This window comes from Thioalkalivibrio sp., from assembly GCF_041685615.1.
Classification (GTDB): Bacteria; Pseudomonadota; Gammaproteobacteria; order Ectothiorhodospirales; family Ectothiorhodospiraceae; genus Thioalkalivibrio.
The window spans coordinates 1-14,764 of sequence record NZ_JAWLFK010000002.1; the positions used below are offsets into that span (position 1 = coordinate 1).

Consider the following 14,764-nt stretch of genomic DNA (forward strand, 5'->3'; position numbering starts at 1 on the left):
TCCGGGGTTCGGGGGCAGTGTCGACAGGGCGACGGCGCGGCGTCAGGCTGATAGCCGTTTTGCGGTTCGGAAAGGGGGCTTCGCGTTCGGCGATTGCTTGTTGATGCGTTATCCGGTTCGGTTTCCCTGGCTTCTCGCGGTGCTCTTTCTGGCACTCGCGGCCGGCTGTGCGCCGCTGCAGCCGGCGCCGGAACGCGGATGGGAGGCCCTGGAGCCCCCCGCGTCAGAGGGACCGCTGGCGGAGTGGCTGGGGGAGTTCGATCCGGCCCGGAATGACGGGAAGTCGGGCTTCCGGTTGCTGGATGAGGGCGCGGAGGCGTTTCGCTGGCGGGTGATGAGCGTGCGCATGGCGCGCGAGCGGATCCAGGTGCAGGCCTATATCTGGCGAAATGATGCGGCCGGGCGGGTGTTGATGGGTGAGTTGCTCGCGGCGGCCGATCGTGGCGTGCGGGTCTCCTTGCTGCTGGATGATGTCGATGCACGCGGGCGTGACGCGACGCTGGCCGCGATTGCCGAACATTCGAACATCGAGGTTCGCGTGTTCAATCCCTTTCGGTCGCGCGAGGGTCTGTTACGGGCCAGCGCCGAGTTCTTCTTTCGGGGGAGCGACCTGAACCACCGGATGCACAACAAGGCCTGGGTGGTGGACGGGCGCCTGGCGATTACCGGCGGGCGCAATGTGGGGGACGAGTACTTCGAGGCGAGCCGCGACTACAACTTTGCGGACCTGGATCTGGTGGTGGTGGGGCCGCTGGTCCGGGAGATCGACCGCTCGTTCGTGGAGTTCTGGAACAGCCCCGGGGCGATCGAGGTCGAGCGTCTGGCGCGCGAGGCGGGCGCAATGGACCGGCTCGCGATGCAGCATGGGGCCTTGCGGGCCTGGGTGGCGCAGAATCACACCCATCCCCTGATGCGGATGGAGCCCCTCAACGGGCAACCCGTGCCACAGCCAGTTGCTGATCCGGCGGCGTACGTGTGGACAAGTCGCGCGGAGTTCGTGGTGGATGACGAGGCCAAGGCGCGTGGCCGGGGCAAGGGTTCGCGCGTGGCGGACGCCCTGGGGGAGCGGCTGCGGGGTGTGGAGCGGGAACTGCTGATCGTCTCGCCGTACTTCGTGCCGGGGCGCGACGGGACCGCCCAGCTGTCGCGCATGAGCGAGTCGGGGGTGCGGGTTCAGGTACTGACGAACTCCCTGGCGGCCAACGATGTGGCCTTTACCCATGCGGGCTATGCCCGGCGGCGACACGCGCTGCTGGATGCGGGGGTGGAGTTGTTCGAGTTGCGCCCGACCGGAGCGCCGCGCTGGGCACGCCTGGAGCGGGACCGTGGGATCGAGGCCTCGCAGGCCAGCCTGCATTCGAAGCTGCTGGTATTCGACCGGGAAGAAGCCTTTGTCGGCTCGTTCAACCTGGACCCGCGCTCGGCGGAGACCAACAGCGAGTCGGGGGTGTTCGTCCGTGACCCGGTGCTGGTCGAACAGCTGCAGGCCCTGCACCAGCGAGGCATCCGGCCACGAGTGGCGTTCCGGGTGGGCCGCGATGACACGGGTGGCCTCGAGTGGCGTGACGGGGACGGCAACGTGTATCAGTACGAACCGAAAGCGGGAATTTGGCGGCGATTTATCTCCGGCGTGACGCGGATTCTTCCGGTGGAGCCGTTGCTGTAGGGGCCGTGCCTGCGGCCGTGCGAGCCGGAGAAGACGACACGGGGATTGCGCGGGTTGCCGGGGGCGGCTCGTGTGCGGCCACCACCATACGGTTGGCGCGGGTTGGAGTCTCCTGTACACAGGGGTTTCGTTCAAAGGTGGAGAGTGTTCCATGACGCGAAAGATGGTTTGGCTGGCGGGTGTGGTCGGGCTGCTGGGCTGTTCGAGTGCGGTGACGGCAGGAGATGAAACCGCCATCGAGGCCCTTCTGGAAGCCAAGGAAACCGCCTGGGCGGCGGCGGACGGCGATGCGTGGGCACGGGACTACCAGGCGGATTCAGTGGTGGTGAACCTGGCGGGAAGTCGGTTGCTCGGACGCGAGGCGAATGCGCGTCGGCATGATGCCGTGTTCGCCGGCCCACTGGCGGGCACGGAACTGGACATCGCGGTGGAACAACTCGAGATGCTGGGCGACAATCGCGCGCTGGCCGTAGCCAAGCTGACCGTCTCGGAAATCGAGACGATGCCCGAGGGTTTGCCGGACAATGGGGACGATATCCTGCGCACCCGTATGAGCTTCCTGCTGGAGCAGGACGCCGACGAGGGCTGGCAGATCCGGTTTGCCCAGAACACGGCTGTCTCGCCCTACTGAACGGATTACAAGGAGGTCAATGATGAACTGCAGGGAATGCGGTCAAGCAAACCCGGACGATGCCCGTTACTGCCTGAATTGTGGTAGCCCGATGGGTACTGGCCCCGCCGACGAAATGGCGGGGTCGCGTCCGCCAGACGATCGCGGCGCCTACGGCGGCTTCTGGGTGCGCGTGGGGGCGTATCTTCTGGATGCACTGATCATTGGTGTGCCGCAGGTGCTGGCGCAGATCGTGATCAGTCCCGAGACCATGGTGCCGCGTGACCCGGGTGACCCGATGCCGGCGACCGAAGTGACGTGGATTCTGGTGAACGTGGTGGTGGGGTGGCTGTACTGGGCCGGGATGCACAGCTCCCAGTATCAGGCGACGCTGGGCAAGCGGGTGCTCGGGCTCCGGGTGGTGGACTACGATGGCGAGCGGATCTCGTTCATGCGCGCGACGGGCCGACACTTTGCCACCATCCTTTCGGGCATGATCCTGATGATCGGCTACATCATGGTGGCGTTTACCCGGCGCCGTCAGGCCCTGCATGACCTGATCGCACAGACCCTGGTGGTGCGCAAGGAGTGGCTGCGCTGAGGGGGTGCAGACCCGCCGAAGGGTGGGGCCGGCGCTTCGGGTAGAATCGCCCGCCATGAGCGAGGCGGAGTACACAGCAACGTCCTTTGACGTGGTGGTGATCGGTGGCGGCGCGGCGGGGCTGATGTGCGCCCTGACGGCGGGTGGACGCGGGCGGCGGGTGCTGGTGCTGGACCACGCCAACCGGGTGGGCAAGAAGATCCTGATGTCCGGTGGCGGCCGCTGCAACTTTACCAACATGTACTGCGAGCCGGAGAACTTCATCTCCGCGAATCCACACTTCGTGAAATCCGCCCTCAGCCGCTACAGCCAGTGGGACTTCATCGCCCTGGTGGAAAAGCACGGCATTCCCTACCACGAGAAGAAACTGGGGCAGCTATTCTGCGACCGGTCCTCGAAGGACATCGTGCAGATGCTGCTGGACGAGTGCGCGGCGGTCGGTGTCGCGGTGCGCACGGACACGACGGTCACAGAGATGGAAACGGGCGTTCCGCACCGCCTGAGGGCCGGAGCGGAAGAGATTGAATGTGAATCGCTGGTGATCGCCACGGGCGGCTTTTCCATCCCGCGGATGGGCGCCACCGGCTTCGGGCTGGACCTCGCGCGGTCGCGGGGGGTCCCGGTGCAGCCGACGCGTCCGGCCCTGGTGCCGTTCACCCTGAGCGGGCGGCCGCTGGAGGAGCTGGAGGGGCTTTCGGGTGTGGCGCTGGATACGCTGACGACGGCCGGGGGCATGGGGTTTCGCGAGAACCTGCTGTTCACGCATCGGGGGCTGAGCGGGCCGGCGGTGTTGCAGGCGTCGTCCTACTGGGAGGAGGGGCAGGCGGTGACGGTCGATCTGTTCCCGGGGGTGGATCTGGCGGTGCATCTGCGCGAACTGCGCGAGCAGCGACCGAAGCTGGAACTGAAGAGCGTCCTGGGCGAGCAGCTGACGCGGCGGGTCGCGCAGCGCTGGTGCGAGCTCTGGGTGGAAAACGGGCCACTGGAGCGCTTGAGCAATGCGGATATCGAGCAGGTGGTGGCCGTGTGCCAGCCATGGACGGTGTGGCCGGCCGGGACCGAGGGCTACCGCACCGCGGAGGTGACTCTGGGCGGGGTGGATACCGCTGCGCTGTCATCCAAGACCATGGAATGCCGGTCGATCCCGGGGCTCTACTTCATTGGCGAGGTGGTGGATGTGACCGGGCACCTGGGTGGGCACAATTTCCAGTGGGCGTGGGCCTCCGGGCACGCCGCGGGCGAATACGCCTGAACGTTTTCATGCGCCGTGGACACGGCCTTTCGTACCGTTCCGGAAACTGTGGTGGGGTTTTCCCTGTCGGGTTGGAAGAACCCGCGGAGGGTGACTACTCTCCCAAGGGAAACACGGATCAATGTACACACTCGCGTTGGCACCCCGGGTTTTCCGAGACAAGGCGCAGTGCGCAGCCGGTAGTGGGTCTACCGGCAAGCGGCGCAACGCAGGATCGGGGAACCTGGGGTGCCATCCCCACAACCCAACGAAAGCAGGGGCTCGGCCGCCCGTTGTTGACGAAAACGGGCGCGCGCACGGCGTTGCGGCTCCCTTGTGCAGAGTGACTGCACGGCAGTCGCCGCGCCTTGTTGGCACGCAAAAGCGACTTGAGCGCGAATGCGTACATTGATCCGTGTTTCCCTAGGCAGTCCCACGCAGAAATGCAAGGAGCAGGCATGAAGATCGATCAGTTGGTAGAGACGGCCGAAGCGATGGTGGCACCCGGAAAGGGCATCATTGCCATTGATGAATCCACCGGGACCATCGGCAAGCGCCTGGGTGCGGTGGGCGTCGAGAATACCGAGGAGAACCGCCGCACCTATCGCGAGCTGCTGCTGACCACGCCGCAGCTGAACGAGTACATCTCGGGCGCGATCCTGTACGACGAGACCATTCGCCAGTCCACCCGCGACGGCAAGCCGTTCGTGGACGTAATGAACGAGGCCGGCATCCTGCCGGGGATCAAGGTCGATACCGGGGCAAAGGATCTGGCCGGTTTCCCCGGCGAAAAGGTAACCGAGGGGCTGGATGGGCTCCGTGAACGGCTGGAGGAATACGCCAAGATGGGCGCGCGCTTCGCCAAGTGGCGCGCCGTGATCACCATCGGCGAGACGATGCCCACCGACACGTGCATCGAGTCGAACGCGCATGCTCTCGCGCGCTACGCCGCACTATGCCAGGAGCAGGGTATTGTGCCGATCGTGGAGCCGGAGGTCCTGATGGACGGCAGCCACGACATCGAGACCTGCTACGGCGTGACCGAGGCGACCCAGCGGGCGGTGTTCCAGGCGCTGTACGAGCATCACGTGCTGCTCGAGGGCACTATCCTCAAGGCCAGCATGGTGCTGCCGGGCAAGGATTGCCCCGAACGGGCCAGCGTGGAGGACGTTGCGCACGCGACCCTGCGCTGCCTGGAGTCCGCCGTGCCCGCGATCCTGCCGGGGATCGTGTTCCTTTCGGGTGGCCAGAGCGATGCCGATGCCACCAACCATCTCGATGCGATGAACCGTATTGGCGGTACGCCCTGGCCGCTGTCGTTCTCCTACGGCCGCGGGATGCAGCAGGCGGCGATGGAACTATGGGGCAAGGACATGGGCGCCAACTTTGAAAAGGCCCAGCAAACGGTCTTCGAACGTGCGCGCGACAATGGGCTGGCGGCGCAGGGCAAGTACGCCGCGTGACCCTGCGGTACCCGGACCCCGACGGATGCTTCATCTGGATCGACGTATCTGTTGATCTGGATCAAGAAAGACCGGCCGGTGGCTGACTAGCCTGACCTTGTCGGATCCGCTGTTGCGCCCAGCAAGGAGTGCACGATCCCCCAACGTGCGATGCGGGCCGATTGCTTCCGACGGTGTATGTCGCGTCTTGGCCTGCTATCTCCGGATAGCAGGCTTTTTTGTGCTTCAGCACGACGAAATGTGACTCGCTTGGCAAATGGCCTGAATTCCGCCAACGCTCGGGAAGTCGCGCTTTTCTCTTTCGATCTCCACCGAAACCGGTGCAAACACGCTGGCTTCGTGTACGTTTCCGCGTCCGGCCTGTTGGAACATTCGGTGTTGGGAGGCGTCGAGGGCTTGGTAAGGGGCTGCGATGGCCCCCGACAAGACCAATCCCACCAAGGAGAACCACATGAGTCTGACGCGCAGAGAATTTCTGGAGGCCATGGTTGCCGCGAGCGCTGCCGGCTTCTCGATGAATGCCTGGGCCGGGGAGAAAGGGTCCTGGCGGCCGGCGGAGGAGGATATGTACGATCTGCCGAAGTTCGGCAACGTATCCCTGCTGCACTACACCGACTGTCACGCCCAGCTGAAGCCGGTCTACTTCCGCGAGCCCAATGTGAACATTGGCGTGGGCGACATGCAGGGCAAACCGCCGGTGCTTGCCGGCGAGGACATGCTCGAGTACTTCGACATCGAGCCGGGCACGCCGCTGGCGCATGCCGTCACCCACATGGACTTCAAGTACGCGGCCGAGAAGTACGGTCGTCTGGGCGGGTTCTCCCATCTGTCCACGCTGATCCAGAAGTTGCGCGCGGAGCGCCCGAATTCCCTGCTGCTGGATGGCGGTGATACCTGGCAGGGGTCCGCGACGTCGTTGTGGACGAAGGGGCAGGACATGGTCGATGCGCAGAAGCTGCTGGGCGTGGACATCATGGTCGGCCACTGGGAATTCACCTTTGGTGACGACCGCGTGAAGGAGATCATCGAGAACGATTTCAAGCCGAATGACATCGAATTCCTGGCGCAGAATATCGAGGATCGCGACTGGGGCGACCCAGTTTTCGAGCCCTATACCATCCGCGAGATGGATGGTGTTCCGGTCGCCGTGATCGGGCAGGCTTTTCCCTATACGTCCGTGGCCAACCCGGACTACATGTTCCCTGACTGGAGCTTCGGCATCCGCGACGAGAACATGCAGCGCATGATCGACGAATGCCGCGAAAAGGGTGCGAAGGTCGTGGCGATCCTGTCCCACAACGGCATGGTCACCGACATGGAGATGGCCCGTCGCCTGAGCGATGTGGACATCATCATGGGCGGGCATACCCATGACGCGGTGCCGGGCGCGATCGAGATCGAGAACGCCGGCGGCGAGACCACACTGGTCACCAACGCCGGTTCGAACGGGAAATTTGTCGGGGTCATGGATCTGGACGTGACCGACAGCGGGATTCGCGACTACAAGTACACGCTGTTGCCGGTCTTCTCCAACCTGCTCGATCCGGACTCCGAGATGGAGAAGCACATCCGCGAAGTGCGCGAGCCGTATGAGGACAAATTGAATGAAGAACTGGCGGTAACCGACGGGATTCTCTACCGACGCGGGAACTTTAACGGCACCTTCGACGAGGTCATCATGGATGCCATGATCAAGGAGATGGATGCCGAGGTGGCCCTTTCGCCGGGTTTCCGCTGGGGTGTGAGCGTCCTGCCGGGTTCGCCCATTACCTTCGAGGAGTTGATGACACAGACCGCGACCACGTATTCCGAAACTCAGCGCAACGAGATGACTGGCGAAGAGTTGAAGAACGCCCTGGAGGATGTGGCCAACTCCATCTTCAACTCCAACCCGTACCATCACCGCGGTGGTGACATGGTCCGGACCTCCGGGATCGAGTACACCATCGACCCCCACGAGTCGGAGGGCAGCCGCATCAGCGACATGCACATCAATGGCGAACCGCTGGACCCGGACAAGAAGTACGTGGTGGCCGGCTGGGCCAATGTCCACGAGCGACTCGATACCGATCCGGTGTGGGAGGTGGTCGCCGGGTATCTGCGCGATCAGGAAACCATCAGCCCCGGCGAACCCTACCTGCCGGAGCTTAAGAACGTGTCCGGCGACCCGGGTCTGGATCGCTGATCACAACGTGCCGCTTGGCCCGCGCGCGCGGGCCGGGTAGGCTCGCTGCCGCCGTGCACCGTTTGGGTGTGCGGCGGCTTTTTTGTTGGAGAGGACGCCCGCTATGGAAACGAACGGATCTGGCTTTTCGGGCCTGCTGCTGTATTGCCGCGCGGGCTTCGAGGCAGACCTGACGGCGGAGCTGACCGATCGCGCGGCTCGCGCCGGCTTGGGCGGTTTTGCGCGGGTGCGGCAAGGCGGCGGGTACGTCCATTTCGAGCCCGCGGGCTGTACGGTCGAGACACTGGCGCGCGCAGTGCCATTCGAGGACTTGATCTTCGCGCGTCAGGTGTTCCCCGCATTTCCGGCCCTCGAGGGGCTGGACCGGGCGGACCGCCTGACTCCGATCATCGAGCAGGCGGATGCCTCCCGCCTGGCCGTCGAGTCTATCTGGCACGAGATGCCGGATACCAACGAGGGCAAGGGGCTGCGCCGTCTGATCAAGGCCGTGGAGCGGCCGCTTGCGGCGGTGCTGCGCAAGCGCGGGGTGCTGTGCACCCAGGCGGACGGGCAGCGCCTGCACGTTTTCTGGCATACGGGTGATTGCGTGCAGCTGGGTATCAGCCGCCCCGGCGAGCGCAGCGAGTGGCCCGGGGGCATCCTGCATTTGCGCTCCCCGCGAGAGGCGCCCAGCCGCTCGACGCTCAAGCTGGAGGAGGCGTGGCACACGTTCATCCCGCGGGAGGCCTGGGACGCGCGCCTGGCGCAGGGCATGCAGGCCGTGGACCTGGGTGCGGCGCCGGGCGGCTGGACCTGGCAGTTGGTGCGACGCGGGATGTACGTGCATGCGGTGGACAACGGCCCGATGGACGACCGGTTGATGGCCACCACCCAGGTGGAGCACCACCGCGAGGATGCCTTTTCCTGGCTGCCGCCGAATCCGGTTACCTGGCTGGTGTGCGACATTGTGGACAAGCCCTCACGGGTGGCTGCGCGCATGGCGGACTGGCTGGAGGCCGGCTGGTGCCGCGAGGCCATCTTCAACCTGAAGCTGCCGATGAAACAGCGCTGGAAGACGGTGTACGACTGCCTCGATCACATCGAGGAACGCCTGCTGGATGCCCGAATCACCCACCAAATGCGGGCGCGACAGCTTTACCACGACCGCGAGGAGATCACGGTGCATGTGGAGCGGGACTGATCCGGTTCTTAGTCGCCTTGCACGTCCCTGGGAATGTTCTCAGGACAGATGCAGGACCAGCTGGCCAACGATGGCGCCAAGGCAGACGAAGACACCCAGCCAGGGCACGAACAGCGGTATGTTGGGCGTGTCCTCCGGCTGTCCGTGCTGCTTGAAGACCACGAGCGAGGCATTCACGGCAACGAAGACTACAAGGATCGCATAGCCCGTCCCGGTCGCGAGTTGCTTCAGCGGCACGAAGAGCGCAAGTATCAGGACGATAGCGCCCACCGCTAGCGTGGCAAGGAGCGGCGTGTTCGTCCTGGCGTTGACCCAACCCATGACTGCGGGCGCGCCGCGACCGTCACGACCGATGTCGTAGAGCAGCCGCGCCGAGGCGATTACCTGAGTGAGAGCGCCATTGACGATGATGGCGAGACTCGCCAGAGCGATCGGCAGTTCGGGCCAACCCTCGCGCCCAACCGCGTGGACCAGCGGTGCCTGCGCCCCGGCCAGTTCCCCCAGACCTCCGGCGCCGACGAGAGCGGCCGAAACCGCCATGTAGAGGACGAAGACGATGGCGAGCGAGAGGATCATCGCCTTGGGCAGCACCCGTTTGACGTCGCGTACTTCTTCGGCCGTCTGGGCCATGTCGCCGAAACCGATGAAGGAGTAGATTGCGAGGAACGCGCCTCCGAGCAGGGCCGCGCCGACCGCGCCATCGATCTGCACGGGGGCCTGCATGACGGCGTGCGGTGCGGCCAGAAGTCCGTCCCGCAACACCCAGAGAACAAGCAGCAGCGTTCCAATGCCGATCAGCGTTGTGGCCATCATGAGCCAGGCGCTCTCCTTCATCCCCAAAGCTGCCACGCTGGCTATAGTCACGACGACAACAGTCGTTGTCGTCCAATGGTTGATATCCACGAAAACCGACAAGTACGCGACGAAACCCACGGTGATCGTCGCGGCCGAGACCACGTTTGCAATAACCAGCGCCCAGCCAGTGAGAGAGCCGAGCCAGCGCCGATCGAAGGCGCGCTCCACGTAGTCGATCGGACCCCCCGCCGTCGGTACCCGTGCGGCCATCTCCGAGTAGCTAAGCGCAGTCGTCACTGCGACTACGGCCGCGACGAGATAGGCCAGCGGCGCCAAGCCGCCGGCTTCGCCCAGCACTTCCCCGATCACCACAAAGATGCCCGCTCCGAGAATCGTTCCCGTGCCGAAGAAGGTCAGGGGCAGCAGGCCCACTTCGCGCTTCAGGCCGGCGTTGGTGGTCCTGGCTGTCGTCACGACGAATCGTCCGCAAAGTGGGAAAGGCGTAACGCAGTATAAAGGGCATTTTTTCCGATCACCTGACCGGGGTTCGATGTTTGGCTTGCATACGCCTGCATGCCGATCTTCCACAGCTAATTAAAATGCCCGGCGAGTGCCGCGATCGCGCGGTCAGACCGTGCGTTTTGCTGCTGTATGGAAGGGAAATCCACGGGTAAACGGCAAGGACTGATGCCGACGCTCACACAGACCCTTGCCTGCGATCAAGGACAGAGAAACCAGGGCACGAATGCATTGCAGACGCGCGAGAGAGGGCGGGGTACCAGGGAGTGGGACGGCTGCACTGGCAGGTGCAAGTTGGTGCAAGGTCCCGTCGATTGGGACGGTGGCCATGTACCATATGCCGGGACCGCATGAGAGGGTTGCGGTCGGATCACGGTATCTGGACTGAAGAGGCCCGCTTATGACTCGCGCCACCGGCGACGCCCCTGATCCGCAACGGGAGACTTCGGTCCCGGCCAGTGACCGTGCTGCAACGGTCGAAGAGTTGTTGCTTGGCCTGCAGACGCAGCTCGCCGCATCCGACTCCCAAGCCGCTGTCTGCGAATTCCTGGAAGGGCTGGACGAACAGGCCATCGCCTTGTTGCTGGAATCCTTCCCTTTCCGTGAACGCGAACGCATCTGGTCCTGCGTCCCTCAAGACCAGCGTGGTGAGGTATTGGCCGAGGTCGGCGCGGACGCCCGCGAGCACCTGATGGCGGACATGCCGGTCGAGGAGGTCACGGCCTTGGCGCAGGACCTTCCCCCGGAAACGGTGGCGGAGCTCCTGGACACGATCGACGATCCGATCCGCGAATCCGTGATCGAAACCCTGGCCGTCGGAGTGCGACACCATGTCACGACGCTTCATGGCTACGATGACGATGCCGTCGGGCGTTACATGGATCCCGAAACCACCAATGTGAAACCAGATGTAACACTCGAGGCCGTTCAACGGTTTGTACGCATTAATCACTCGCTCGACAACGAGTCACAGGAATTGCTGGTCACGGACAAGGAGAGTCGCCTCGTCGGCTCGCTACGTCTGGTCGACCTCGTGCGCAACCATCAAAAAAGGACGGTCGCCGATTTCATGTACATGCCCACGTGCCTGCTCGACACCATGGAGATCCGCAAGGCGGCAACCATCCTGCGTGCCCGGGAACTGCCGTTTGCGCCCGTGGTAGACGCTGAAGGTGTCCTCGTCGGTCAACTGAACATGAGCCATATCATGGAAATCGTGCGCGAGGATGCGGACGCGACCCTGCTGGGGATGGCCGGGGTGAAGGAAGAAGGCGAACTGTTCGCACCGATCCGTTTCAGTATTCGCAGTCGCGGTATATGGCTCGGCATCAACCTGGCGACGGCCTTCCTGGCGGCCTATGTGATCGGCCAGTTCGAGGCCGTGCTCTCGCAGGTCGTCGCGCTTGCCGTACTCATGCCCGTGGTCGCCAGCATGGGGGGCATTGCCGGGAGCCAGACCCTGACCGTGGTCATCCGCGGCCTGGCCATGGGTCAAATCGCCGGCACGAATCGCTGGTGGCTCATGAACAAGGAGCTATGGGTCGGCCTGGCCAACGGGATTATCTGGGCATTGGTCGTCGGCCTAGTGGCCCATTTGTGGTTCCTGGACCTGGCGATCAGCCTCATCATCACGCTGGCGATCATCATCAACATGACGGTCGCCAACGTGGCCGGGATCATCATCCCGCTGACCTTGAAGCGGCTCGGAATGGACCCGGCGCTTTCCGGAGCGGTGATCCTGACCACCGTCACCGACGTGGTCGGATTTCTGTCCTTCCTGGGGCTGGCGACGCTGTTGATTCTGGCCTGAGATTCGTGTTTGACCTCTTCCCGGGCCTCGCGGCATTCGCCGATCCGGGTACAGGTTGATGGGGCCCTGTTTGCGGCACAGCGGATGACGAGGCCGTACGATCCCCGGCTTCTGGCCGCGGATCAAACCCCCGAACAACTTGCTGGATGCGGGCGCGACCGCTCTGCCATGCCCGCGAGGAGACTACGGTGCATGCGGGGCGGGGCTGAGGCTGGGTTCTACTCGCCCTGGACCGTGATCGTCAGCTTGCGCGTGTGGGCGGCGTAGCGGTGCTCCCAGAGGAAGAGGCCCTGCCAGCTGCCGAGGATCAGGCGCCCCTGGCCGACCGGCACCGTGAGGTCGTTATGCGTGAGCATGGCGCGGCCGTGGGCGGCCATATCGTCGTCGCCTTCCATGTCGTGGCGGTAGGCCGGGTCGCCGTCCGGGGCCATGCGGGCGATCAGGGTCTCCAGATCATGGCGCACGTCGGGATCGGCGTTCTCGGTCACGAGCAGGGAGGCGCTGGTGTGATGCTGGAAGATATGGCAGGTGCCGGTGGTGATGCCGGAGGCGCGCACGATGTGCTCGACCGCCTGGGTGATATTCAGGGTGCCGCGTCCGCGGGTCTGTTCGGTCAGAAGGTCCTGATAGACGGCCATGCACTTCCTCGAATACAAACAAAAAAGCGCCCGGAGGCGCTTGATTATCCTTCAAATTTGGTGGAGGCGGCGGGAATCGAACCCGCGTCCGCAGGACCTCCGCCTTCGGCTCTACATGCTTATTCTGTCTTTGAATTTAACCAGCCACTACCCGACAGGCAGGGACTGCAGCTGGCGATCCCGGTTGAGTTTTAATGGATCCACGCCGGGCGCGCTTCACCACGAGCTTATGAGAGTCGACGCCCGATACTGGACGCATAAGCACGGCTCCAGTCGGACGGCATCTACCGGTTTTTAAGCGGCGAGTGCGTAGTTGTCGTCGTTGGCAACTATTTTTTTGCAGCGGTTTTTACGAGGTCCACTACAGCCTCGGCATGCACCTCAGGTTTCGCGACCCGCGTCGAAGCCATGTCGCCCCCAAGTACTGTCATGGACATGGTAGCGCATCGAGAGTTCCCCGGCCATGTGAATGCCTGACGTGGGTCAAGGACGGTTGCACCACTGAGGGCACAGAGGACACAGAGAAGGGCCAGGTCAAGGGATAGTTACAGTAAGACAGGAAGCTACGAAGGTTATGGGGGTGTCCGGGGAGATGCCTCACCTATCTATTCCAACCATTCCATCGGAGATCCGATCTTCCTGTGAACCGCACTTAGGCCTTCTCCGTGTCCTCTGTGCGCTCCGTGGTGAAAACGGGTTGGCAGGTCCCGCGCGGGGGGCGGGTCCGGTACAATGCGCGGCTTTTGGGACGTCCGGTTCGAGGAAGCGCAATGCGGGTTGTGGAAGGAGGCGCGGCGGTCTCGCCGTTTCGGCTGCGGGCCCTGGAGGCAGGGCTGCGGACAAGCGTACCGGGCGCGGGCCCGCTCGCCGCCCGTTTTGTCTATTTCGTGGAGACACGCCGCCGGCTGACGCCGGACGAAGAGGCCGTGTTGGCGCGCCTGCTGCGCGAGGGCGAGGACTGGGTGGCGCCCGGGTTCGCGGTCGAGCGCGAACTGGTCGTGATCCCACGTTTCGGCACGATCAGCCCGTGGTCGTCCAAGGCCACCGAGATTGCCCATCACGCCGGGCTGGAGGACGCGGTCGAGCGCATCGAGCGTGGCATCCACTGGCAGATCGGAGGCGAAGCGACGGTCGACGCGGATCTGGAGGCGCTTGCCGACCTGCTGCACGACCGGATGACCGAGGCCGTGATCGAGGACCCCGCAGTCGCCGCGCAACTCTTTCATAGCGAGACTCCGCGCTCGCTGGCGCGCGTGGAACTGGGCGAGGACGCCCGGGCGGCGCTGGAACGCGCCAATGGTGACCTGGGTCTGGCGCTGTCGCCGGATGAGATCGACTACTTGGCGGAAAGCTACTCCGCACTTGGCCGCGCGCCGACCGATGCCGAGCTGATGATGTTCGCGCAGGCGAACTCGGAACACTGCCGGCACAAGATCTTCAATGCCGCCTGGGTGCTGGACGGCGAGGGCGATGAACGCACGCTGTTCGGTATGATCCGCCAGACCCATGCGCGCCATCCCGAGGGGGTGCTGTCCGCCTACAGCGACAACGCCTCGGTGATCGCGGGGCACAAGGGTACGCGGCTGATGCCGGATGCGATCACCGGTGAATACCGTCGTGAATCGCTGGACCTGGCGATCCTGATGAAGGTGGAGACTCATAACCACCCGACCGCGATCTCGCCGTTCCCCGGCGCCGCGACGGGCTCCGGCGGGGAGATCCGCGACGAGGGGGCTACCGGGCAGGGGTCCAAGCCCAAGGCTGGGCTGACCGGATTCTCCGTGTCCAACCTGCGAATCCCGGGCTTCGAGCAGCCCTGGGAACGCGATTTTGGCCGCCCCGGCCGGATCGAGAGCGCGCGCCAGATCATGCTGGAGGGCCCGATCGGCGCGGCCGCGTTCAATAACGAGTTCGGGCGGCCGGCGCTGGCTGGCTACTTCCGCACGCTGGAGATGGCGCTGCCGGATGCCGCGGGCGGCGAGACGCTGTACGGCTATCACAAGCCGATCATGCTGGCCGGCGGGGTCGGGTCGATCCGCGGCGAGCACGTGCACAAGCAGGATTTG

Annotated in this window: 10 protein-coding genes, 1 other RNA gene and 1 pseudogene; 9 read left to right on the plus strand and 3 right to left on the minus strand. The window is 64.4% G+C overall.

Annotated features, from left to right (window positions below; all coding sequences use genetic code 11):
• Positions 1–103: 103 nt before the first annotated feature.
• From ACESLR_RS00435 to rlmM, 7 genes are all read left to right on the plus strand, one after another.
• Entirely contained in the window at positions 104–1,666 is a 1,563-nt protein-coding gene (locus ACESLR_RS00435; RefSeq protein ID WP_373025257.1) for a phospholipase D family protein, read from the plus strand.
• 151 nt (positions 1,667–1,817) lie between these two features.
• Positions 1,818–2,297, plus strand: a complete 480-nt coding sequence (locus tag ACESLR_RS00440) for an SgcJ/EcaC family oxidoreductase (RefSeq protein WP_373066557.1) — start codon at positions 1,818–1,820, stop codon at positions 2,295–2,297.
• 22 nt (positions 2,298–2,319) lie between these two features.
• Positions 2,320–2,877, plus strand: coding sequence for an RDD family protein (locus ACESLR_RS00445; protein ID WP_373025259.1), 558 nt, complete (start codon positions 2,320–2,322; stop codon positions 2,875–2,877).
• A gap of 55 nt (positions 2,878–2,932) precedes the next feature.
• Positions 2,933–4,129, plus strand: coding sequence for an NAD(P)/FAD-dependent oxidoreductase (locus ACESLR_RS00450; protein WP_373054200.1), 1,197 nt, complete (start codon positions 2,933–2,935; stop codon positions 4,127–4,129).
• Positions 4,130–4,566: 437 nt separating this feature from the next.
• Positions 4,567–5,571, plus strand: a complete 1,005-nt coding sequence (locus tag ACESLR_RS00455; protein ID WP_373025261.1) for a class I fructose-bisphosphate aldolase — start codon at positions 4,567–4,569, stop codon at positions 5,569–5,571.
• Positions 5,572–6,022: 451 nt separating this feature from the next.
• Positions 6,023–7,756, plus strand: coding sequence for a thiosulfohydrolase SoxB (soxB, locus tag ACESLR_RS00460; RefSeq protein ID WP_373025262.1), 1,734 nt, complete (start codon positions 6,023–6,025; stop codon positions 7,754–7,756).
• A gap of 103 nt (positions 7,757–7,859) precedes the next feature.
• Positions 7,860–8,936 carry a 23S rRNA (cytidine(2498)-2'-O)-methyltransferase RlmM gene (rlmM, locus tag ACESLR_RS00465; RefSeq protein ID WP_373025263.1) on the plus strand — a complete coding sequence of 359 codons (1,077 nt, stop codon included), beginning with the start codon at positions 7,860–7,862 and terminating at the stop codon, positions 8,934–8,936.
• Between the two features lie 39 nt (positions 8,937–8,975).
• Here the strand turns inward: rlmM and ACESLR_RS00470 are convergent, their stop codons facing one another.
• Entirely contained in the window at positions 8,976–10,205 is a 1,230-nt protein-coding gene (locus ACESLR_RS00470; RefSeq protein WP_373025264.1) for an APC family permease, read from the minus strand.
• 445 nt (positions 10,206–10,650) lie between these two features.
• On the opposite strand from ACESLR_RS00470, the gene ACESLR_RS00475 reads away from it, so the two are divergent.
• A complete protein-coding gene (locus ACESLR_RS00475; RefSeq protein ID WP_373054201.1) occupies positions 10,651–12,060 on the plus strand; it encodes a magnesium transporter in 1,410 nt (469 codons plus the stop codon).
• 218 nt (positions 12,061–12,278) lie between these two features.
• On the opposite strand, the gene ACESLR_RS00480 is transcribed toward ACESLR_RS00475, so the two are convergent.
• Both ACESLR_RS00480 and ssrA read right to left on the minus strand, forming a co-directional pair.
• On the minus strand, positions 12,279–12,698 hold the full coding sequence (locus tag ACESLR_RS00480) for a secondary thiamine-phosphate synthase enzyme YjbQ (RefSeq protein WP_373025266.1): 420 nt from the start codon (positions 12,696–12,698) through the stop codon (positions 12,279–12,281).
• A 58-nt stretch (positions 12,699–12,756) separates the two neighbouring features.
• Positions 12,757–13,117, minus strand: a transfer-messenger RNA (tmRNA) gene (gene ssrA / locus ACESLR_RS00485).
• Between the two features lie 351 nt (positions 13,118–13,468).
• Here ssrA and ACESLR_RS00490 point away from each other — a divergent pair.
• Positions 13,469–14,764, plus strand: a pseudogene (locus ACESLR_RS00490) (phosphoribosylformylglycinamidine synthase); the annotation flags it as partial.